Source organism: Pseudomonas caricapapayae (assembly GCF_001400735.1).
Lineage (GTDB): Bacteria > Pseudomonadota > Gammaproteobacteria > Pseudomonadales > Pseudomonadaceae > Aquipseudomonas > Aquipseudomonas caricapapayae.
The window spans coordinates 74,281-94,942 of the sequence record NZ_LJPW01000161.1; the positions used below are offsets into that span (position 1 = coordinate 74,281).

The following is a 20,662-nucleotide window of genomic DNA, read 5'->3' on the forward strand; positions in this document are numbered from 1 at the left end:
CACATGCAATGGGAAGTCGTCATCGGGCTGGAGATTCATACCCAGCTTTCGACCCAATCAAAGATTTTTTCCGGTAGCGCCACAACGTTCGGCTCCGAGCCCAACACTCAGGCCAGCCTCGTCGATCTGGGCATGCCGGGCGTATTGCCGGTGCTGAACAAGGAAGCCGTACGCATGGCCGTGAAGTTCGGCCTGGCAGTGGATGCCGAAATCGGCCAGCACAACGTGTTTGCCCGCAAGAATTACTTCTACCCTGATTTGCCCAAGGGGTATCAGATCAGTCAGATGGAGCTGCCGATTGTCGGCAAGGGCCACCTGGACATCACGCTGGACGACGGCACGGTCAAGCGCATCGGCATCACACGTGCGCACCTTGAAGAAGACGCGGGCAAAAGCCTGCACGAAGATTTTCAGGGCATGACCGGCATTGACCTGAACCGGGCCGGCACACCGCTGCTGGAGATCGTTTCCGAACCGGACATGCGCAGTGCCAAGGAGGCCGTGGCCTACGTCAAGGCCATCCACGCAATCGTCCGCTATCTGGGCATCTGTGACGGCAACATGGCCGAAGGCTCGCTGCGCTGCGACTGCAACGTCTCGATTCGTCCGAAAGGTCAGGTCGAGTTCGGCACCCGTTGCGAGATCAAGAACGTCAACTCGTTCCGCTTCATCGAGAAGGCAATCAACAGCGAGATCCAGCGTCAGATCGACCTGATCGAAGACGGCGGCAAAGTCATCCAGCAAACCCGTCTGTATGACCCGAACACCAACGAAACCCGCGCCATGCGCAGCAAGGAGGAAGCCAACGACTACCGTTACTTCCCCGACCCGGACCTGTTGCCGGTCATCATCGAGGATTCGTTTCTCGAAGAAACCCGCGCCACGTTGCCGGAGCTGCCGCCGCAGAAACGCGAGCGCTTCCAGAGCCAGTTCGGCCTGTCGACCTACGACGCCAGCGTACTAGCCTCCAGCCGCGAGCAGGCGGACTACTTCGAGCAAGTGGTCAGCATCAGTGGTGACGCCAAGCTGGCAGCCAACTGGGTCATGGTCGAGCTGGGCAGCCTGCTGAACAAGCAGGGTCTGGAAATCGAACAGTCGCCGGTCAGTGCCGAGCAGCTGGGTGGCATGCTCAAGCGCATCACCGACAACACCATTTCCGGCAAGATCGCGAAAATGGTTTTCGAGGCGATGGCCAACGGCGAAGGCAGTGCCGATGAAGTCATCGAAAAGCGCGGCTTGAAGCAGGTGACCGACAGTGGTGCCATCGAGTCGATGCTCGACGAGATGCTGGCTGCCAACGCGGAACAGGTCGAACAGTATCGCGCAGCCGACGAGGCCAAACGCGGCAAGATGTTCGGCTTCTTCGTCGGCCAGGCGATGAAAGCTTCCAAAGGCAAAGCCAACCCGCAGCAGGTCAACGAACTGCTGAAGGCCAGGCTGGAGGGCTGATCGCTCAAATGCCTGTGTCCCCGCGCTCTGCGTGGGGATGCCTTTCCGCACGCTCTGCATCCGGTGTCGAGTACGCTGTGCGACACCGGGTTGTTACGTCACGAAATGCATGCCAACGTGAGCATTGGCACAAAAGTCGACTACCACTCCCCCGGCATTCAGGAACCAGCCCCCATGCGCCGCCTTATTTTTGCCTGCAGCCTGCTGACGTTACTGGCTGGCTGCGCCAATCACATCATCGACCCTCACGGTTATGACGAGACCGGCACGGCCGCTTATTACGGAGCCCAACATCACGGCAACCGCACTGCCAGCGGCGAAGCTTTCAATCAGAATGCCCTGACTGCCGCGCATCGGCAGTTGCCATTCGGCACGCGCGTCAAAGTCACGAATCTGGACAACGACAGGTCAGTGGTCGTACGCATCAATGATCGCGGCCCACACACGCGCGGTCGATTGATCGACGTCTCTCGCGAAGCAGCCGAACAACTGGGTATGCTACGCAGCGGCACCGCGCCAGTACGCGTTCAGGCACTCGACTGACCTCAACCCCGATTACCCCACCAAGGACACTCATATTCTCCAGCTATCGGCCCTGCCCGCCCCCGCGCTCATTCAAATGCTCAGTGGCTTGTTACTGCTGCTGATCGGGGCAGAGCTGTCGGTTCGCGCAGCTGTGCACCTGGCCGCGATTTTCAAGGTCAGGCCACTGATCATAGGGCTTACCGTCGTGGCAATGGGCACCAGCGCGCCACAGATGGCGGTCAGTCTGCAAGCAGCCTTTGCCGATAACACCGACATCGCCGTAGGCAGTGTCATCGGCGGCAATATCTTCAATGTGCTGGTGATCCTCGGTCTGTGCGCGCTGATCATTCCGCTGCGCGTTGCCCGTCAGGTGTTGCACGTCGATATCCCGCTGATGATCGGTGCCTGTCTACTGGCCATCGGCCTGTCGTGGAATGGAGAATTCAGCAAATTTGACGGCGTACTGCTGCTCGCAGGACTGCTGGCCTGCCTGTTTTTCATCATCCGTCAGGGCGGCCACACGCCGCGTCATGGTTATGCCGAAACCACCGAGAAACCACGTACGTTCACACGCGTCCTGATGCTGGCCGCAGGCTTGCTGCTGTTGACTGCCGGCGGGCACTTGCTGGTCGATGCCTCGGTGGTGATTGCCATCCACCTGGGACTGTCCGAGCGCATCGTCGGACTCACGATAATCGCCATCGGCACTTCGCTGCCCGCACTGATGACCTCATTGATCGCAGCGTTTCGCGGTGAACGCGATATTGCCGTGGGTAACGTGATCGGCAGCAATCTTTTCAATCTGCTGGGCGTATTGGGAGTGACCGCACTGGTCGCTCCGGTGCCGCTGACGATCTCACCGAACGCGATGGTGTTCGATCTGCCGATCATGCTCGGTGTATCGCTGCTTTGCGTGCCGCTGTTCTATTCGGGTTACCGGATAGACCGCATGGAAGGCCTGTTTCTGCTGTCGTTGTACCTGACTTACGGGTTGCATATTCTGTCGATCAGCACCGGCATGGCACTGGCCGAGAGGCTTGAAACAAAAATGCTTACCCTGGTTCTGCCTGTGCTGGGCGTTGTCGTGGCCTGGGGCACGATCCGCGCATGGCGACGCCAGCACTGACCTCAACCCTCATCGATACAAGGGGAAATGCCATGACAGACAAGACGATCAGCGACGGCGAACAGATCCGTCGTCAGGTGATGGGCGATGTCTACGTTGACCGTGCACTGGGTAACGCCACCGAGTTCAGCCAGCCGCTGCAGGACTTCGTCAACGAGCACGCCTGGGGCAGCGTCTGGAGTCGCGACGGCCTGCCATTGAAAACGCGCAGCCTGATCACCCTGGCCACGCTCACCGCACTCAAATGCCCGCAAGAACTCAAGGGCCACGTTCGTGGTGCGCTGAACAATGGCTGCACGGTTGAAGAAATCCGTGAGGCGCTGCTGCATTGCGCGGTTTATGCCGGTGTACCAGCAGCCATCGACGCATTTCGTGCGGCCCAGGAAGTCATCGACAGCTACGTAAAAGCGGACTAGATCCAGCCGCCCCATTGCAGAATGAAAATCCCCACGTTGGTGGTGACGGCTGCGGCCAGCGTGGTGATGACGATGATCGCGGCGGCCAGTTCGTAGTTGCCGTTGGCGGTACGCGCCATGATGTAGCTGGCAGCGGCCGTCGGGCTGGCGAAGTACAGAAACAGAATCCCCAGTTCCGCGCCGCGAAAACCCACCAGCCAGGCTGCCAGCGTGCAAAGCAACGGCAGTGTGATCATCTTCATGGCACTGGCACTGATCGCCAGATTGCCGCTTTTGCGCAGCGAAGCCAGCGACAGCGTGCCGCCAATGCAGATCAGTGCCAGCGGCAGGGTCATTTGTGCCAGATAGCTGCCGGACGTCTCCAGCCACCTGGGCAGGCCTATGCTGAAGTAAGCGAAAGGCGAGGCGATGATCACGCTGATGATCAGCGGGTTGGCCAGCACACTTTTGAATACGCTCCAGGGATCGGACTTGATCACCGGGCTGTAAACCGCCAGCACAATCGTGGACAACGTGTTGTAGAAGACGATGACCAGAGCGGCGAGAATCGCACCCAGCGAAATGCCGTAAGGGCCGTACATGCTGGCCGCCAGCGCCAGTCCGATTACCCCGTTGTTGCCACGGAACGCGCCCTGAACGTAGACGCCGCGCTCTTCCTGCGGGCAACGCCAGATCGCCCAGCCCCAGGCGAATGCGAAACTCAGCAGCGTCGCGGCACTGAAGAAGATCAGCAGCCGGGGTTGCAGGGCCGCATGCAAATCGGCGTGAATGATGCCCAGAAACAGCAGCGCAGGCATGGTGACGTTGAACACGAGACCGGAGGCCGCAACGATGAACCCGTCGTTGATTGCACCGATCCGCTTGAGCAATACGCCCAGAAACAGCATGGCAAACACCGGGGCGGTGATGTTCAGGGTTTCGAGAAAGATAGCCAGCATGCCACGCATCCGGTCCCGTCGTTAGGTAGCCCATGATAGGCCACACATGACAAGCATGTTGCAAGGAATTTCCGAAAACCTTACTTGCCCCGCCCCCATCGTCCGTCAGACGATTCGGCTGACCTCCTCTGTCGGCTGCAATTTGCGCTCGAACACTGAAACACCATCGAGATCGCGCAGGGCGACGGACATCTCGCCGGTCTGACCGTCAATGTTCACTTCGCCAAAGAACTGATAACCCGCAAAAGGCGACGTGTTCTGCGCAGGAGGCGCCTTCTGGAAAACCAGCTCAGGGCCGAACGTCTTGTCCAGCACATTGGGCCCGAAGCTGCCCGCATTCAAGGGTCCGGCCACGAACTCCCAGAATGGGTCGAAGTCCTGAAACACGGCTCGATCCGGCTGGTAATGATGCGCAGCGCAGTAGTGCACATCGGCAGTCAGCCAGACGCAGTCGCGAATCTTCTGCGCGTGCAGGTACGCCAGCAATTCGGCAATCTCCAGCTCCCGCCCGAGCGCCGGGCCGTCACTGCCATTGGCGATGGCTTCCCAGCGCGCCACACCGGGGCTTATCTCTCCATCCGGCACACCAAGGCCGATGGGCATGTCAGCGGCAATGACTTTCCATTGTGCGCGGGACGCATCGAGTTCGCGCTTGAGCCAGTCAAGTTGCTCGCGGCCCAGAAATGCCGTGGTCGGGCCGGGCTTGTCAGCGAGGTTGGCATCATTCCCGTCGCGGTAACTGCGCATATCGAGGACAAACACGTCGAGCATCGGACCGTACGGCACCTTGCGATAAATACGTCCGCCATTGTCCGCCTCCTGCAAGCGCAGCGGCGCGTATTCCAGATAAGCCTGACGGGCACGCGAGGACAGCAACTGGATGTCCTTGACCTTGTATCGCTCGTCAAGCTGCTTGCTGGGTGACCAGTTGTTGGTGACCTCGTGGTCATCCCATTGCCAGATCTGCGGCACCTCGGCATTGAAACGGCGCAGATTTTCGTCCATCAGGTTATAGCGGTAGTTGCCACGGTACTCGTCGAGAGTCTCCGCGACCTTGCTTTTCGCTTCAGTCGTCAGGTTGCGCCAGATCCGCCCACCTTCCGTGGTGATCTGCTCAGGCACCGGACCGTCAGCGTAAATGGTGTCACCGCTGTGGATAAAAAAGTCAGGCAAACGCAAGCGCATCGCCTCATAGATACGCATGCCACCGATATCGGGGTTGATGCCGAAGCCTTGCCCCACCGTGTCGCCGCTCCAGACGAAGCGGATGTCACGACGCTGCTGCGGTGAGCTGCGCAGATGGCCGAACCACGGCTCACTGGCGACACCGGTCTGGGCATCCTCGAATGAGACGCGGTAGAAAATCGCCTGATCGACCGGCAGTCCGCTCAACTCCACCCGCGCGGTGAAGTCAGTGCGCTGATCGGCAAGCGCCGACACCACGCGCCGCGGCTGGGTAAACATGCTGCGTGTGTCCCATTCGACCACCATGCGTGAAGGCCGGTCGCTGCGACTCCAGACCATCGCCTTGTCACCGAGCAGATCCCCGGACTGCACACCATCGACCATTTTCGGGCGATCCTGCACCGAAGCAATTACCGCGGGGGCAAGCCCCGGCAACAGCAAACCGGCCCCCACGGCCTGGATGACACGGCGACGCTTGAGATCGAACTGGCTCACGGTTATCCCCTCGCTGACAGGCAAAAAGGCACCCTAGCAGGGGATTATTGGCGCTGTATGACAACACGAGCCAGAATGGCGCGCCTGACACTAAAAACCTTCAGCGCCCGCTAGCTGTTAAACTCCCGCGCCTTATTCCAGCCCGAGGCGCTCAGCATGTCTTCCTTGAATCAGGCGCTCAGCGTCGCCCTCGATAACCGCCAATCGCTGCTTGGCGAACTGCATCGGCAGGGCACAGACTGCTATCGACTGTTTCACGGCAGCCAGGAAGGTGCCAGCGGGCTGACCATCGACCGCTACGGCCCGCAATTGCTGGTGCAAAGCTTTCACACCCGACTGGATCGCGACGCATTGCTGGCGTTGCACAAGCAGATCGAAACGCGACTGGGCCTGGACATGTTGCTGGTCTATAACGATCGCTCGCAAGGCAACTCGCGCGTGGACCGCCAGGACACCGTTTACAAGGCGGAGGACGCGGCGCTGGCCGACCATGTCGGGCATGAATGGGGGCTCAACTACCGGGTCCGTGGCCGACATGCAGGCCAGGACCCGCTGTTGTTTCTGGATCTGCGCAACACGCGTGGCTGGGTCAAGCAGCACAGCGCCGGCAAAAGCGTATTGAACCTGTTCGCGTACACCTGCGGCGTCGGTCTCAGCGCTGCGGCCGGTGGCGCGAGCGAAGTGTGCAATCTGGATTTCGCCGAGGGCAATCTGGCCGTGGGTCGGGAAAATGGCGCGCTCAACCCGCAACTGCCGCCTATGCAATTCATCCAGTCGGATTATTTTCCGGCGATACGCCAACTGGCCGGGCTGCCTGTTGCGGCGCGACGCAGTCAGCAATTACCCAGTTACGTGAAGCTGCAACAGCGTCAATATGATCTGGTCCTGCTCGATCCGCCGGCCTGGGCCAAAAGCGCGTTCGGCACCGTTGACCTGCTGCGCGATTATCAAAGCCTGCTCAAGCCCGCCCTGTTGACTACGGCAGAAGGCGGTGTACTGATCTGCTGCAACAATCTGGCAAAAGTCAGTATGCAGGACTGGCGTGAACAGGTACTGCGCTGCGCCACCAAGGCAGGACGTCCGGTGCGCGACTGCCAGGAGATGCGTCCCGCCGAAGACTTCCCTTCTCTGGATAATCAGCCGCCCCTGAAAACGTTGATCCTGCAACTCTGACGCGGAGCGTAATACCAGAAAGTTCCTACAAGCCGCGACGGCAGTGCCTTGGGAACCGAACAGGCATGCCATACTCCAAGGGCTTCCAAAAGAGAGAGACGCCGCTGCCCATGTCCAGAGGATTGAAACGCACACTTGGCTCCCTGCTGACTGTGATCGTGCTCTACAGCTTGCTGGGGTTCTTCATTCTTCCCGGCGTCGCTCTGCGTATCGCGAATCAGCAACTGGCCAACTACGCCACGGTGCCGGCGAAGCTCGAACGTCTGGAATTCAACCCCTACACGCTGGAACTGACCCTCTGGGGCCTGAACATCGGTACGCCGGGCAAGGAACAGGTCGCGTTTGAAAAGCTCTACGCCAATCTGCAAATCAACAGTCTGTGGACGCGGGCCCTGCATCTGCAACGCATCGAGCTGATCAAACCGCGCACCGAGCTGCTGTTCGACAAACAGGGCAAACTCAATCTGGCACAGCTGTTCAAGCTGCCAGCCAGCGAACCGGCAAAGGACGAACCGCCCGGCAAGCCGTTCCCACTGCGTATCGACGAAATCAAACTGGCAGATGGCTACGTTCACTTCCAGGACCTGCGCCCCAGCCAGCCCATCGAGTTTCTCTACGACACCCTCAATTTCGAACTCAAGAACCTCAGCACTCTTCCCGAAGACAATGCCGACATGACGCTGGTTGCGGCAGGTCCGGATGGCGGGCAGATCGACTGGGTCGGCCGTATCAGTCTGATACCCATCACCTCCGAGGGAACGCTGAAAGTTACCGACAGCAAGATGAAGCTGTGGTGGCCTTACGTGCGTGATGCCTTGCCGCTGGCACTTGAAGACGGCGTACTGAATTTCAGCACGGCCTACACCCTGAATCTGGCCAAGGAAACCGAGCTCAAGCTGACCAACGTTTCGGCCAGCGTCGCGCCCTTCGCACTGAACACACCAGACGGTCGGCCTTTGGTACGCCTGCAACGCCTGGACGTGAGCGAAACATCAGTCGATCTGGCAAAGCAGTTGGTCAACGTAGGCAAGGTCCGCAGCCAGAAGCTGGAAACCTGGGCAGCGCGCGAAGCCGACGGGCAACTGGATTGGCAGAAACTGTTCGCCGGCCAGCCAGCCAGGCCAGCAGCACCGCAAACACCGGCCGTGGATGAAAAGGCTGCCGAAGCACCCGCCGCTACCGAGAACGCTGCCAAAGCCAACGCGCAACCTGTTGCTCAGAACAAGCCTTGGCAGGTGTTGCTGCGCGATGTGCAACTGCGCAATTACATGGTCCATCTGGCAGATCGCGTACCTCAAGAGCCCGTTGCACTGGATGTTGGCCCGTTGAATCTGGACATCCAGAATTTCGACAGCCTGAACAAGGCACCCTTTACGCTCAAGCTCGATACGGGACTGGGCAAGCAGGGCAACCTGACCGCGGCAGGCAATGTGAACCTCAACCCGGTCAGCGCACAACTCAACGTAACCTCGCGCGATATCGACCTGCGCATCGCCCAGGCTTATATAAGCCCGTTCATTCGTCTGGAGCTGCGCAGCGGCATGCTCGGTAGCGATCTGGCGGTCAACCTGAAAAGCACTGAACCACTGGCGTTCAGCGTTACCGGCAAAGCTCAGGTCAATCAGCTTCACACGCTCGACACGCTCAAACAGCGCGACTTCCTGAAGTGGCAGCAACTGCAACTCGAAGGGCTGGACTACCAGCACGGCACCGGTCTTTCGATTGCCAAGGTCGACATGGATCAGCCCTATGCGCGCTTCATGATCAACGAAGACCGCACGACCAACGTCGATGACCTGCTGATTCCTCAGGCCGATGACAAGACTGCCTCGCAGCCAAAACCAGCCAGAACACAACCCAAGCCCAAGGCAGAGAACCCTCTGGCGATCCACGTCGGCGAAGTAAATATCAAGGATGGTTCGGCAAACTTTGCCGACATGACCCTGACCCCCAACTTTGCCACCGCCGTGCAACAGCTCAACGGCCGCATCGGCACTATCGATAACCGCAAGCCTACACCGGCCCCCGTGGACATCGAGGGCAAAGTGGATCGCTATGCGCCCGTGACGATCAAAGGCAGTCTCAATCCGTTCGACCCGATGGCCAGCCTCGATATCACCACCAGCTTCAAACGCGTCGAGCTGACCAATCTAACGCCCTACTCCGGCAAGTTCGCCGGTTTCAGGATCCGCAAGGGCAGGCTCAACCTCGATTTGCACTACCTGATCACCAAAGGTCAGCTCAAGGCTCAGAACAAGGTGCTGGTAGAGCAACTGCAACTGGGTGAACGGGTCGATAGCCCGGATGCTCTGGACTTGCCTATTCGTCTGGCTGTCGCGCTGCTCAAGGATACGCAGGGACGAATTTCTCTGGAACTGCCCATCGAGGGCGACCTGAACAACCCGCAGTTCAGCGTGATGCCGATTGTCTGGCAGACCCTGCGCAATCTTGTGCTGCGTGCTGCGCAGGCTCCGTTCAAGATGCTCGGCGGGCTGGTCGCCGGTGGAAGCTCCGAGGACCTCGGCAGCGTGAGTTTCGCGCCGGGCTCCAGTGATTTGTCGGCAGAGGCGCAAAGTGCCCTGGACAAGCTTTCGGTCGCACTCAAGGAGCGCCCGGACCTGAAGCTTGAGATCGAAGGCACCAGCGCTGCCAGCAGTGATGGTCCGTTGATCGCACAGCAGAGGCTGGAGCGGGAATACCAGTACACGTATTACAAGATTCTTCAGAGACGCGGTGACAAGGTTCCCGCCAGGGCGGGCATGATCCAGGTCCCGGAAGACGAAAAAGCGCCCATGCTTGAAGGTATTTATCGGACACGCCTTAAACAGCAGCCGCCTGCCGAATGGGCAAACCTGGGCAAGGAACAACGTGCAAACCAGATGCGTGCCGCCGTGCTCAAGTTCTGGAGCAGCAATGAAGTATTGCTGCGTGAGCTCGGCCAGAGCAGAGCGAGCAGCATCAAGGATTACCTGGTAGACAAGGGCAAGCTCGAAGATGCCCGCGTGTACTTCGTCGATGCCCGGCTGGGTCAGGCACAACCGGATGGTAAAGTCATCAGCCCCCTCCACCTCGACAGTGAATGAAGCCTTTGGCACGTAACCGAATCAAACTGCTGATCAACCTGACCCTTGCCGCTGTGGCCGGGTCAGTGGCTGCCTCGGCATATGCCACATCAACACTGCGTTGCGGCAACCAGCTGATAAGCACCGGCGACCGCGCGTTCGAAGTCCAGCAGAAGTGCGGAGAGCCGGTGAGTCAGGAAGTGCTCGGCACTCAGGAAACCTTCAATAGTAATTATCGGAGGTCCGAAGCCGTCAGGATCGAGGAGTGGATATACGGTCCGGATAACGGCATGTATCAGTACTTGCGCTTCGAAGGCGGTCGTCTGGTCAGGATTGAAAGCAAGCGCCGCAACTGACCTTTCCGCCCCAACCTGTTATTCCCCGCCATAGAAAAGGCCCCGACTCTTCAGCCGGGGCCTTTAATGGCTACATCCTTGTAGCCTCGCATGAACCTTCCATCAATCAATGACTGCGGCTGTTCATGAGCAGTATCCGATTACTCGGCTTTCAGGCCGGCAGCCGATACGTCTTTAACACCTTTAATTTTCTTGGTGATAGCGACGGCAGTGTTTTTCTGAGCTTCAGTCACTTTTACCATGGAGGACAGGGAAACCACGCCTTTGTTGGTCTCAACCTTGATGTCCGAACCAGGAATACCTTTTTCAGTCAGCAGGTCAGCTTTGACTTTGGTAGTGATCCAGGTGTCAGAGGTATCTTCTTTGACTTCTTGAGTAGTGGTGTTAGCTGCCAGAACCATTGGCGCCTGGGCCGAGGTCTGTGCGAAAGCAGCATTGGCCATGGTCAGAGTCAGGGCAGTAGCGGTAGCAGCGGCAATAGCGAACTTCTTCATACGATAACTCCTGTTTTTCTCAAAATCTGCACCAGCGTGTGGTGGCAGGGTTAACAGGTATATCGCAAGCAGTGTGCCAAATATGATAATCCATAAAAATCCTTTAAAATCAGTTAGTTATATTTTATTGATTTGCACGGAATCGTGCAGATTGCCCGTTCGTCGTCACGACGGCTTGCAAGATGCATGTTTATACCGAACAGTTTGCATGCCCCATTTGTAACCCTCTAATTGCGCTCATAAAAAAAGGACTCCGAAGAGTCCTTTTTCATGTGTTGCTCAAGTCAATCAGACACCCGACGCTTTCGCTGCCGCTACGTCTTTGATCGACAGCTTGATACGGCCGCGGTTGTCCACGTCCAGTACCAGCACTTCGACTTCTTGACCTTCCTTGAGGATATCGGTCACTTTCTCTACACGAGCATCGCTCAGCATCGAGATGTGAACCAGGCCGTCCTTGCCCGGCAGGATGTTGACGAATGCGCCGAAATCGACGATGCGCTCAACCTTGCCGACGTAGATCTTGCCGATCTCGGCTTCTGCGGTAATGCCCAGAACGCGCTGACGTGCTGCCTCAGCCGCTTCCTTGGATTCGCCGAATATCTTGATCGAGCCGTCGTCTTCGATGTCGATCGAAGCCTTGGTCTCTTCGCAGATAGCACGGATGGTCGCGCCACCCTTGCCGATCACGTCACGGATCTTGTCGGTGTCGATTTTCATCGCGATCATGGTCGGAGCGTTGGCCGACAGTTCGTTACGCGACTGACCGATGATCTGGTTCATCTGACCGAGGATGTTCAGGCGAGCTTCCAGGGCTTGGCCCAGAGCGATCTCCATGATTTCTTCGGTGATGCCTTTGATCTTGATGTCCATCTGCAGCGCGGTAACACCTTTGGAGGTACCGGCTACCTTGAAGTCCATGTCGCCCAGGTGGTCTTCGTCACCCAGGATGTCGGTCAGAATGGCGAACTTCTCACCTTCCTTGACCAGACCCATGGCGATACCGGCAACCGGTGCCTTCATCGGCACACCGGCGTCCATCAGAGCCAGGGAAGCACCGCAGACCGAGGCCATGGAGCTGGAGCCGTTGGACTCGGTGATTTCCGATACAACACGGATGGTGTACGGGAACACGTCAGCGCCTGGCAGCATGGCCTGGACACTGCGACGGGCCAGACGACCGTGACCGATTTCACGACGACCTGCGCCGCCCATGCGACCACACTCGCCCACCGAGAACGGAGGGAAGTTGTAGTGCAGCATGAAGGGGTCTTTTTTCTCGCCTTCAAGGGTGTCGAGCAGCTGTGCGTCACGTGCAGTACCCAGCGTGGCAACAACCAGCGCCTGAGTTTCGCCACGGGTGAACAGTGCCGAACCGTGAGTCTTTGGCAGAACGCCGACTTCGATGTTCAGAGGGCGAACGGTGCGCGTGTCACGGCCATCGATACGCGGCTTGCCGTTTACAATGTTTTCGCGAACGGTGCGGTATTCGATTTCGCCGAACGCAGCCTTGACTTCGCTGGCGGACGGGCTGCCTTCTTCGACAGCGAGCTTGGCAACGACCTGATCTTTCAGTTCGCCCAGACGCGCGTAGCGGTCGGCTTTGACAGTGATGGTGTAAGCCTGGGAGATCGCGTCGCCAAACTCGGCACGGATAGCGCCCAGCAACGCGGTCGCTTCCGGCTTGGGCTGCCATGCCCAGGTAGGCTTGGCAGCCTCGGCGGCGAGTTCCTTGATGGCGTTGATCACCACCTGGAATTCGTCATGGGCGAACAGCACAGCGCCCAGCATCTGGTCTTCGGTCAGCTCTTTGGCTTCCGATTCAACCATCAGAACAGCTTCGGAAGTACCGGCTACGACCATGTCCAGGCTCGACGCCTGCAGTTGCTCGTAAGTCGGGTTCAGCAGGTAGCCGGTGCTTTCGTGGAAAGCGACACGGGCAGCACCGACCGGACCGTCAAACGGAATACCGGAGATAGCCAGAGCAGCCGAAGTACCGATCATCGCAGCGATGTCCGGATCGATTTTCTTGCTGGTGGAGACGACGGTGCAGACGACCTGCACTTCGTTCATGAAGCCTTCTGGAAACAACGGGCGGATCGGACGGTCGATCAGGCGCGAGGTCAGGGTTTCTTTCTCGGAAGGACGGCCTTCACGCTTGAAGAAACCACCAGGAATCTTGCCGGCAGCGTAGGTTTTTTCCTGATAGTGCACGGACAGAGGGAAGAAGCCTTTGCCAGCGTCAGCCTGTTTGGCGCCGACCACAGTCACGAGTACGCTGACGTCGTCGTCAACGGTGACCAATACTGCGCCAGAGGCTTGACGGGCGATACGGCCTGTCTCGAGGGTTACGGTCGATTGACCGAACTGAAACTTTTTGATTACCGGGTTCACGGTTTCCTACCTTTCTTTGTGGCTCTTGGGGAACTGGTTTCTTGCGAATTCTTGGGCAGCGTGGGGAATCGGCCCCTTCCACAGCCCAGATAAAACTTGAGGCTGGGAGCCTGCCAGAACCACCGGGCAAACCCGACGGATCGTGACAGACAACCAACCTCTAGCAACGTCGTTATTAGCGACGCAGACCCAGACGACCGATCAGGGCGCTGTAACGGCTAACGTCCTTACCTTTCAGGTAATCCAGCAGCTTGCGGCGCTGGTTTACCATACGGATCAGACCACGACGCGAGTGGTGGTCCTTACCGTTGGCCTTGAAGTGGCCTTGCAGTTTGTTGATGTTGGCGGTCAGCAGTGCAACTTGCACTTCTGGCGAACCAGTATCACCAACAGCTTGCTGGTAGTCGGTTACGATCTGAGCTTTTTCTTCACCGCTGAGTGCCATGTGGGCAATCCTTTTGTTCAAGGAAGCGCTTCCGGAGAAACGTTTCCAACAGGCCGAGGACAGATCCCCGTATTAAAAAAGGAGGTATGACCGTGCCTGTTGACAGCCATCCTCGTTCCACCCCGCTCGCAGGCTAGCCTGCGGACGGACTGGTTCCGGTCACTCTGACCGAATCAATCGACGCGGCGCAATACGCCCGTCTTCGCCAACTTCACCGATACCGATGAAGCGGCCTTCGTGATCCTGCACGCGAACCATACCGAATTTCGGTGCGTCCGGCGCGCGTACTGGCTGCCCGTGCAACCAGTAAAACGAACTGTGCTCCGAAAACTTCAGCAGCGGCCAGTCCAGCAGACCGCTGTCCGATGGCATCAGGAAGCGGTCAACCGCTTCATTGCCGCCGTCGGCGTGCACTTGCTCCAGCTCCTCCAGCGTAACCGTCTGAGCCAGCGTGAAAGGCCCCGCCTGGGTACGGCGCAGCTCTGCGACGTAAGCACCACAACCGAGCTTTTCACCAATATCCTCGACCAGCGTACGGATATAGGTGCCTTTGCTGCAATCGACGGACAGACGTGCCGTGTCGCCTTCGCAAGCAAGTAATTCCAGGCGCGCAATAGTAACAGAACGGGGCTCGCGCTCCACTACTTCCCCTGCACGTGCCAGCTTGTAAAGTGGCTGGCCGTCACGCTTGAGGGCTGAGTACATGGGAGGTATCTGGCTGATTTGCCCGCGAAAATGCGGCAGAACCGCTTCGATATCGTCGCGACCAACGGTCACCGGACGCGTGAGCAAAACCTCGCCTTCAGAATCGGCGGTGGTAGTGGTTTTACCCAGTTGTGCCAAAGTCTCGTAGGACTTGTCCGAATCGAGCAAGTATTGAGAGAACTTGGTCGCTTCACCAAAGCACAATGGCAAAACACCCGTTGCCAGGGGATCGAGGCTGCCGGTATGCCCGGCCTTCTCGGCGTTGAGCAGCCAGCGAACCTTTTGCAGAGCGGCGTTGGAAGTGAAGCCCAGTGGCTTGTCGAGCAGGATGATCCCGCTGACATTGCGGCGTATACGCTTGACCTGAGCCACCCTTTATTCCTCGTTGCTTTCAGGCTTTGCATCTGACGATGCCGAGCCTTCCTGATGCTGGCCGTCCTGCGCCACGGCACGCTCGATCAGTGCCGAGAGATGTGCACCACGCACGACGCTTTCGTCGTAGTGGAAATGCAGTTGAGGCACACTGCGCAGCTTCATTTCGCGTGCCAGCTGCATGCGCAGGAAGCCTGCGGCAGAGTTGAGCACCTTGATGGTCTGTGCGATCTCTTCCGCGCTGTCCTGCCCCATGACGGTCATGAAAATCTTCGCATGACCCACGTCACGGCTGACGTCTACGGCGGTGATAGTGACCAGACCCACACGTGGGTCCTTGATTTCGCGACGGATCAGTTGCGCCAGCTCACGCTGCATCTGATCGCCGATACGTTGGGTACGGCTGTATTCTTTTGCCATGCTTGTTACCTGTTACTGATCCGGGAGCAAACCCTGACAGTCTGAAAGCGGCAAACGCCCGGCCTGACAATTGCCAGACCGGGCGTTGCGTTTAGAGGCCTCGGGGGAAGCAGGGCATTTGCATGCAAGGCTCCCACCATGGCTCCTGAGGCTCGCGATTTAGAGGCTGCGAGCCACTTGGACCTTCTCGAAGACTTCGATCTTGTCACCGACCTTGACGTCGTTGTAGCTCTTGACGCCGATACCGCATTCCATGCCTGCACGAACTTCGGCAGCGTCGTCCTTGAAGCGGCGCAGGGATTCCAGCTCGCCTTCAAAGATAACGATGTCTTCGCGCAGAACACGAATTGGACGGTTACGGTAAACCGTGCCTTCCAGAACCATACACCCTGCGATCGCGCCAAACTTCGGCGAACGGAACACATCGCGGACTTCGGCAATACCCAGGATGTTCTCCCGGACGTCGCTGCCAAGCATACCGGTAAGGGCTTTCTTGACGTCTTCGATGATGTCGTAGATCACGTTGTAGTAACGCATGTCCAGACCTTCCTGCTCGACAATCTTGCGCGCGCCAGCATCGGCACGCACGTTGAAGCCAAACAGTACAGCGTTGGAGGCCAGTGCCAGGTTGGCGTCGCTCTCGGTGATACCACCGACACCGCCACCGACTACGCGCACTTGCACTTCGTCGTTACCCAGGCCGCCGAGGGCGCCCTGCAATGCTTCCAGAGAACCGCGGACGTCGGATTTGAGGACGATGTTGAGCGTCTTCTTCTCTTCCTGACCCATGTTCTCGAAGATGTTTTCCAGCTTGCCGGCATGAGCGCGAGCCAGTTTGACCTCGCGGAACTTGCCTTGGCGAAACAGGGCGACTTCACGGGCTTTCTTCTCGTCAGCCAGTACCGACATCTCGTCGCCAGCATCCGGAGTACCGTCAAGACCCAGGATTTCGACCGGGATCGAAGGACCTGCTTCTTTGACTGGCTTGCCGTTCTCGTCGAGCATGGCGCGAATGCGACCGAAGTTCGAACCGACCAGAACCATGTCGCCCTGACGCAATGTACCGTCCTGAACCAGAACAGTAGCTACCGGACCACGGCCCTTGTCCAGACGGGACTCGACGACGACACCACGACCAGGGGCCGATGGCGTTGCCTTGAGTTCCAGGACTTCGGCTTGCAACAAAACAGCCTCCAGCAGCTCGTCGACGCCGGTACCCATCTTCGCGGAGACCGAAACGAAAGGCGTATCACCGCCCCACTCTTCGGACGTCACACCGTGGACGGACAGTTCGCTGCGAATACGATCGAGGTCGGCACCAGGCTTGTCGATCTTGTTCACCGCAACAACCAGCGGAACGCCAGCAGCCACAGCATGCTGAACAGCTTCGATGGTTTGCGGCATCACGCCATCGTCGGCAGCGACAACCAGAATCACGATATCGGTCGCCTTGGCACCGCGGGCACGCATTGCGGTAAACGCAGCGTGACCAGGGGTGTCGAGGAACGTCACCATGCCGCGTTCGGTTTCAACGTGGTAGGCACCGATGTGCTGGGTGATACCACCCGCTTCACCGGCGGCTACCTTCGCACGGCGGATATAGTCGAGCAGCGAGGTCTTACCGTGGTCGACGTGGCCCATTACGGTCACAACCGGTGCACGGGAGAACGACTCACCTTCGAACTTCAGCGATTCAGCCAGGGAATCTTCCAGGGCGTTGTCGCTGACCAGCGTGACCTTGTGGCCCAGCTCTTCGGCGATCAACTGGGCAGTTTCCTGATCCAGTACCTGGTTGATGGTCACCGGAGTGCCCATCTTGAACATGAACTTGATGACTTCAGCAGCCTTGACCGACATCTGTGCCGACAACTCGCCGACAGTGATGGTCTCGCCGATTGCGACGTCACGGATCACAGGACCGGTAGGGCTCTGGAAACCATGCGCATTGCGCTTCTTCAGCTTGGACTTGCCGCGGCCACCGCGACGGAAGCTGTCGCTTTCTTCGTCGGTAGTACGAGGCGCAACGCGAGGGGCCGGAGCCTTCTCTTTGACCGAAGCACGATGCGGAGCATTTTTACGCTCTCCGTCGCCGCCGCGGGCATTGCGGTCGTCAGCACGAGGTTTGTCTGGACGACGCTGTTCATCACGCTTGCGAGCGTCTGCAGACGGCGCAGCGCTGGCAGGTGCCGGAGCAGCAGCTGCTGCCGGCGCTTCACGCACTGGCTCGGCGGCTGCAACAGGTTGCGCAGGTGCAGAAGCTGGCTCGCCGACAGCAGGCTGGTTGCGCGCATCTTCTTCGGCGCGACGCTTGGCTTCTTCTTCAGCCTTTTGACGAGCGGCATTTTCTACCGCACGGCGTTCGTCCATCTCGCGCTTGCGCTCGGCTTCGATCTCTTCCGGGCTACGCTGCACAAAGACTTTCTTCTTGCGCACTTCAACGCTGATGCTTTTGCTGCCAGCAACGCGCAGGGTGCTGGTGGTCTTGCGCTGCAAGGTAATCTTGCGAGGCTCTTCCACCTTGGCCTTGTGACCGCTTTTCAGGTGCGTCAACAAGGCTTGTTTTTCGTTATCGGTCACAACTTGCTCGGCGGCGGTGTGCGGCAGACCTGCCTCACGCATCTGCTGTAACAGGCGCTCTACCGGTGTGTCGACCACTTTGGCCAGTTCTTTCACCGTGACTTGCGTCATGCACTTCTCTCCTCAGGCCGCGCCCAATTACTCGAACCAGTGGGCTCGGGCGGCCATGATCAACTTGCCGGCACGATCATCGTCAATGCCGTCGATGTCGAGCAGGTCATCTATAGACTGCTCGGCCAGGTCTTCGCGGGTAATTACGCCGCGCACCGCCAGTTCCATCGCCAAATCCTTGTCCATACCCTCAAGTGAGAGCAGGTCTTCGGCCGGATGGGCGTCTGCCAGCTTTTCCTCTGTAGCGATGGCTTTAGTCAACAAACGATCCTTGGCACGAGCGCGAAGCTCGTTGACGATGTCTTCGTCAAAGCCGTCGATGTTGAGCATTTCTTCCAACGGTACGTAGGCAATCTCTTCCAGGCTGGTGAAGCCTTCATCAACCAGCACCTGTGCCAACTCTTCATCGACTTCGAGTTCTTCGATGAAATTGCGCAGGATGTCACCGGTTTCAGCTTGCTGCTTGGCCTGGATGTCCGATTCGGTCATTACGTTCAGGGTCCAGCCGGTCAACTGACTGGCCAGACGCACGTTCTGACCGCCACGACCAATAGCCTGGGCCAGGTTGTCCGCGCCCACTGCGATATCCATTGCATGCGCATCTTCATCTACGATGATTGCCGCTACTTCTGCAGGAGACATTGCATTGATCACGAACTGCGCCGGATTATCGTCCCAAAGAACGATATCCACACGCTCGCCACCCAGCTCGCCGGAAACAGCCTGAACGCGCGAACCGCGCATGCCGATACAGGCACCTTGCGGATCGATTCGTTTATCCTTGGAGCGAACAGCGATTTTCGCACGAGAACCCGGGTCACGGGAGGCAGCCATCACCTCGATCAGACCTTCGGCAATTTCCGGCACTTCAATGCGGAAAAGCTCGATCAGCATCTCTGGCGCAGTACGCGACAGAATCAGCTGAGGGCCACGGTTTTCGGTGCGAATTTCCTTCAGCAGAGCACGGACGCGGACACCAACCCGGAAGGTTTCCCGGGAAATGATGTCTTCACGAGCCAGCAAGGCCTCGGCATTGTTACCCAGGTCAACGATGACATTGTCACGTGTAACCTTTTTAACAGTACCAGAAATGATTTCACCCAGACGCTCGCGGTAGGCATCTACCACCTGAGCGCGCTCGGCTTCGCGAACTTTCTGCACAATGACTTGCTTGGCGGTCTGCGCAGCGATACGACCGAATTCGATGGATTCGATTTTCTCTTCGATCAGGTCGCCTGCAACGGCACCCGGCTTCTTGACCTGAGCCTGGTCCACCGCCAATTCGTATGCAGGATCATCCAGATCTTCATCTTCGACAACTGTCCAGCGACGGAAAGTCTCGTAGTTGCCTGTCTGGCGATTGATCTCTACACGCAGTTCTACTTCATCTTCAAAACGTTTCTTGGTAGCGGTGGCAAGAGCCAGCTCCAGCGCTTCAAAAATTACACTTGCCGGAACGCCCTTTTCATTGGACACCGACTCAACAACCAGCAGTACTTCTTTGCTCATCGTACGCCTCGCCTTTCGCAAGCCATTGGATCCGCGGGATCCGCAGTAACCGGCACGTCTCAGTCAAACGTGGGAATAATGTTGGCCTTGTCGATCATGTCGATCGGCAACAGGAACTCATGGTCTTCAACCTGCACCACGACATCCTGCTCCTCCACCCCGCGGAGAAGGCCTTGAAAGTTGCGCCGGCCTTCGAAGGGCGAGCGCAGCTTTATTTTCACTTGTTCCCCGGCGTACGAAGCAAACTGCTCAATAGTGAACAGTGGGCGCTCCATGCCAGGAGAAGATACTTCAAGGGTGTATTCGGTGCTGATTGGATCTTCTACGTCCAGTACACCGCTGACCTGACGACTGACGATTGCGCAGTCGTCGACCAGAACACCACCTTCCTTGTCAATATAAATGCGCAGCACCGAATGCTTGCCCTGGGAACTGAAATCGATCCCCCAGCATTGATAGCCAAGGGCCACGACCACCGGGGCCAACAAGTCCTGCAACTGTTCTAGCTTGCTCGACACCTGAACCCCCTCGTGCATGCTTTAGAAATAAAAAAATGGGCAAAAGCCCATCCCTGAAAACGCCGCTGAACATCGACGTCATGTACTGTCCAGCTAACAAAAAGCCCCTTAAAAGGGGCTCCGCTAAAACTGGTTGCGGGGGCTGGATTTGAACCAACGACCTTCGGGTTATGAGCCCGACGAGCTACCAAACTGCTCCACCCCGCGACAAAGCTGGGGCGGAAGTATACGACCGATCCATTGCTGGGTCAATCCAACATCCACCTACAAGAAAGCCCGCTAACGCGGGCTCTCCTGTTAATTGGTACCGAGAAGGGGACTCGAACCCCTACACCCTATGGGCACAACCACCTCAAGGTTGCGTGTCTACCAATTCCACCACCTCGGCATTA

The 20,662-nt window shown here is 58.1% G+C and carries 17 protein-coding genes and 2 tRNA genes; 7 read left to right on the forward strand and 12 right to left on the reverse strand.

The genetic code is table 11. From position 1 onward, the window contains the following. The first annotated feature begins 3 nt into the window (after positions 1-3). The 4 genes from gatB to ALO80_RS25165 all read left to right on the forward strand — a co-directional run bounded on the left by gatB (position 4) and on the right by ALO80_RS25165 (position 3,516). Positions 4-1,449 (forward strand): Asp-tRNA(Asn)/Glu-tRNA(Gln) amidotransferase subunit GatB, encoded by a 1,446-nt coding sequence (gene gatB / locus ALO80_RS25150; protein ID WP_055010944.1) that lies wholly within the window; start codon positions 4-6, stop codon positions 1,447-1,449. A gap of 174 nt (positions 1,450-1,623) precedes the next feature. Beyond that, the gene (locus ALO80_RS25155; RefSeq protein ID WP_054987368.1) at positions 1,624-1,992 is read left to right on the forward strand and encodes a septal ring lytic transglycosylase RlpA family protein; all 369 of its coding nucleotides are present in this window, start codon (positions 1,624-1,626) and stop codon (positions 1,990-1,992) included. A gap of 76 nt (positions 1,993-2,068) precedes the next feature. After that, positions 2,069-3,100 (forward strand): calcium/sodium antiporter, encoded by a 1,032-nt coding sequence (locus ALO80_RS25160; protein ID WP_055010945.1) that lies wholly within the window; start codon positions 2,069-2,071, stop codon positions 3,098-3,100. Positions 3,101-3,132: 32 nt separating this feature from the next. Continuing rightward, a complete protein-coding gene (locus tag ALO80_RS25165) occupies positions 3,133-3,516 on the forward strand; it encodes a carboxymuconolactone decarboxylase family protein (RefSeq protein WP_054987366.1) in 384 nt (127 codons plus the stop codon). Here the strand turns inward: ALO80_RS25165 and ALO80_RS25170 are convergent. Together ALO80_RS25170 and ALO80_RS25175 are read right to left on the reverse strand one after the other, a co-directional pair. Further along, on the reverse strand, positions 3,513-4,454 hold the full coding sequence (locus ALO80_RS25170) for an AEC family transporter (RefSeq protein WP_055010946.1): 942 nt from the start codon (positions 4,452-4,454) through the stop codon (positions 3,513-3,515). The genes ALO80_RS25165 and ALO80_RS25170 overlap by 4 nt on opposite strands. 105 nt (positions 4,455-4,559) lie before the next feature. Beyond that, positions 4,560-6,134, reverse strand: a complete 1,575-nt coding sequence (locus ALO80_RS25175) for an alkaline phosphatase D family protein (RefSeq protein ID WP_055010947.1) — start codon at positions 6,132-6,134, stop codon at positions 4,560-4,562. Positions 6,135-6,290: 156 nt separating this feature from the next. On the opposite strand from ALO80_RS25175, the gene ALO80_RS25180 reads away from it, so the two are divergent. From ALO80_RS25180 to ALO80_RS25190, 3 genes are all read left to right on the forward strand, one after another. After that, the gene (locus ALO80_RS25180; RefSeq protein WP_055010948.1) at positions 6,291-7,307 is read left to right on the forward strand and encodes a class I SAM-dependent rRNA methyltransferase; all 1,017 of its coding nucleotides are present in this window, start codon (positions 6,291-6,293) and stop codon (positions 7,305-7,307) included. Positions 7,308-7,417: 110 nt separating this feature from the next. Further along, positions 7,418-10,390, forward strand: coding sequence for a DUF748 domain-containing protein (locus ALO80_RS25185; protein WP_055010949.1), 2,973 nt, complete (start codon positions 7,418-7,420; stop codon positions 10,388-10,390). Continuing rightward, complete coding sequence (locus ALO80_RS25190) at positions 10,387-10,725, forward strand: DUF2845 domain-containing protein (RefSeq protein ID WP_055010950.1); 339 nt, start codon at positions 10,387-10,389, stop codon at positions 10,723-10,725. Before ALO80_RS25185 ends, ALO80_RS25190 begins: the two co-directional genes overlap by 4 nt. A gap of 140 nt (positions 10,726-10,865) precedes the next feature. On the opposite strand, the gene ALO80_RS25195 is transcribed toward ALO80_RS25190, so the two are convergent. The 10 genes from ALO80_RS25195 to ALO80_RS25240 all read right to left on the reverse strand — a co-directional run bounded on the left by ALO80_RS25195 (position 10,866) and on the right by ALO80_RS25240 (position 20,658). After that, positions 10,866-11,219: a BON domain-containing protein gene (locus ALO80_RS25195; RefSeq protein ID WP_002555119.1), complete on the reverse strand. Its 354-nt coding sequence runs from the start codon at positions 11,217-11,219 to the stop codon at positions 10,866-10,868. Positions 11,220-11,507: 288 nt separating this feature from the next. Continuing rightward, positions 11,508-13,613, reverse strand: coding sequence for a polyribonucleotide nucleotidyltransferase (pnp, locus tag ALO80_RS25200; RefSeq protein WP_055006285.1), 2,106 nt, complete (start codon positions 13,611-13,613; stop codon positions 11,508-11,510). Positions 13,614-13,788: 175 nt separating this feature from the next. After that, on the reverse strand, positions 13,789-14,058 hold the full coding sequence (gene rpsO, locus ALO80_RS25205; protein ID WP_055010951.1) for a 30S ribosomal protein S15: 270 nt from the start codon (positions 14,056-14,058) through the stop codon (positions 13,789-13,791). A gap of 159 nt (positions 14,059-14,217) precedes the next feature. Next, complete coding sequence (gene truB, locus ALO80_RS25210) at positions 14,218-15,135, reverse strand: tRNA pseudouridine(55) synthase TruB (RefSeq protein WP_004656648.1); 918 nt, start codon at positions 15,133-15,135, stop codon at positions 14,218-14,220. A 3-nt stretch (positions 15,136-15,138) separates the two neighbouring features. Further along, a complete protein-coding gene (gene rbfA / locus ALO80_RS25215) occupies positions 15,139-15,555 on the reverse strand; it encodes a 30S ribosome-binding factor RbfA (RefSeq protein ID WP_054987359.1) in 417 nt (138 codons plus the stop codon). A gap of 159 nt (positions 15,556-15,714) precedes the next feature. After that, positions 15,715-18,243 carry a translation initiation factor IF-2 gene (infB, locus tag ALO80_RS25220; protein WP_055010952.1) on the reverse strand — a complete coding sequence of 843 codons (2,529 nt, stop codon included), beginning with the start codon at positions 18,241-18,243 and terminating at the stop codon, positions 15,715-15,717. Between the two features lie 27 nt (positions 18,244-18,270). Further along, positions 18,271-19,752: a transcription termination factor NusA gene (gene nusA / locus ALO80_RS25225; protein ID WP_054987357.1), complete on the reverse strand. Its 1,482-nt coding sequence runs from the start codon at positions 19,750-19,752 to the stop codon at positions 18,271-18,273. Positions 19,753-19,811: 59 nt separating this feature from the next. Beyond that, a complete protein-coding gene (gene rimP, locus ALO80_RS25230; protein ID WP_055010967.1) occupies positions 19,812-20,270 on the reverse strand; it encodes a ribosome maturation factor RimP in 459 nt (152 codons plus the stop codon). Positions 20,271-20,400: 130 nt separating this feature from the next. Beyond that, a tRNA-Met gene (locus ALO80_RS25235) sits at positions 20,401-20,477 on the reverse strand. A 95-nt stretch (positions 20,478-20,572) separates the two neighbouring features. Further along, positions 20,573-20,658: transfer RNA gene (locus ALO80_RS25240), tRNA-Leu, on the reverse strand. Between the last annotated feature and the right edge of the window lie 4 nt (positions 20,659-20,662).

Excerpts from the sequence above, each read along its gene's own strand:
- nusA (WP_054987357.1), bottom strand. The coding sequence starts at position 19,752 with ATGAGCAAAGAAGTACTGCTGGTTGTTGAGTCGGTGTCCAATGAAAAG.
- infB (WP_055010952.1), bottom strand. The coding sequence starts at position 18,243 with ATGACGCAAGTCACGGTGAAAGAACTGGCCAAAGTGGTCGACACACCG.
- ALO80_RS25180 (WP_055010948.1), top strand. The coding sequence starts at position 6,291 with ATGTCTTCCTTGAATCAGGCGCTCAGCGTCGCCCTCGATAACCGCCAA.
- ALO80_RS25190 (WP_055010950.1), top strand. The coding sequence starts at position 10,387 with ATGAAGCCTTTGGCACGTAACCGAATCAAACTGCTGATCAACCTGACC.
- ALO80_RS25195 (WP_002555119.1), bottom strand. The coding sequence starts at position 11,219 with ATGAAGAAGTTCGCTATTGCCGCTGCTACCGCTACTGCCCTGACTCTG.
- ALO80_RS25155 (WP_054987368.1), top strand. The coding sequence starts at position 1,624 with ATGCGCCGCCTTATTTTTGCCTGCAGCCTGCTGACGTTACTGGCTGGC.
- ALO80_RS25170 (WP_055010946.1), bottom strand. The coding sequence starts at position 4,454 with ATGCTGGCTATCTTTCTCGAAACCCTGAACATCACCGCCCCGGTGTTT.
- ALO80_RS25160 (WP_055010945.1), top strand. The coding sequence starts at position 2,069 with ATGCTCAGTGGCTTGTTACTGCTGCTGATCGGGGCAGAGCTGTCGGTT.
- gatB (WP_055010944.1), top strand. The coding sequence starts at position 4 with ATGCAATGGGAAGTCGTCATCGGGCTGGAGATTCATACCCAGCTTTCG.
- rpsO (WP_055010951.1), bottom strand. The coding sequence starts at position 14,058 with ATGGCACTCAGCGGTGAAGAAAAAGCTCAGATCGTAACCGACTACCAG.
- ALO80_RS25165 (WP_054987366.1), top strand. The coding sequence starts at position 3,133 with ATGACAGACAAGACGATCAGCGACGGCGAACAGATCCGTCGTCAGGTG.
- ALO80_RS25185 (WP_055010949.1), top strand. The coding sequence starts at position 7,418 with ATGTCCAGAGGATTGAAACGCACACTTGGCTCCCTGCTGACTGTGATC.
- rbfA (WP_054987359.1), bottom strand. The coding sequence starts at position 15,555 with ATGGCAAAAGAATACAGCCGTACCCAACGTATCGGCGATCAGATGCAG.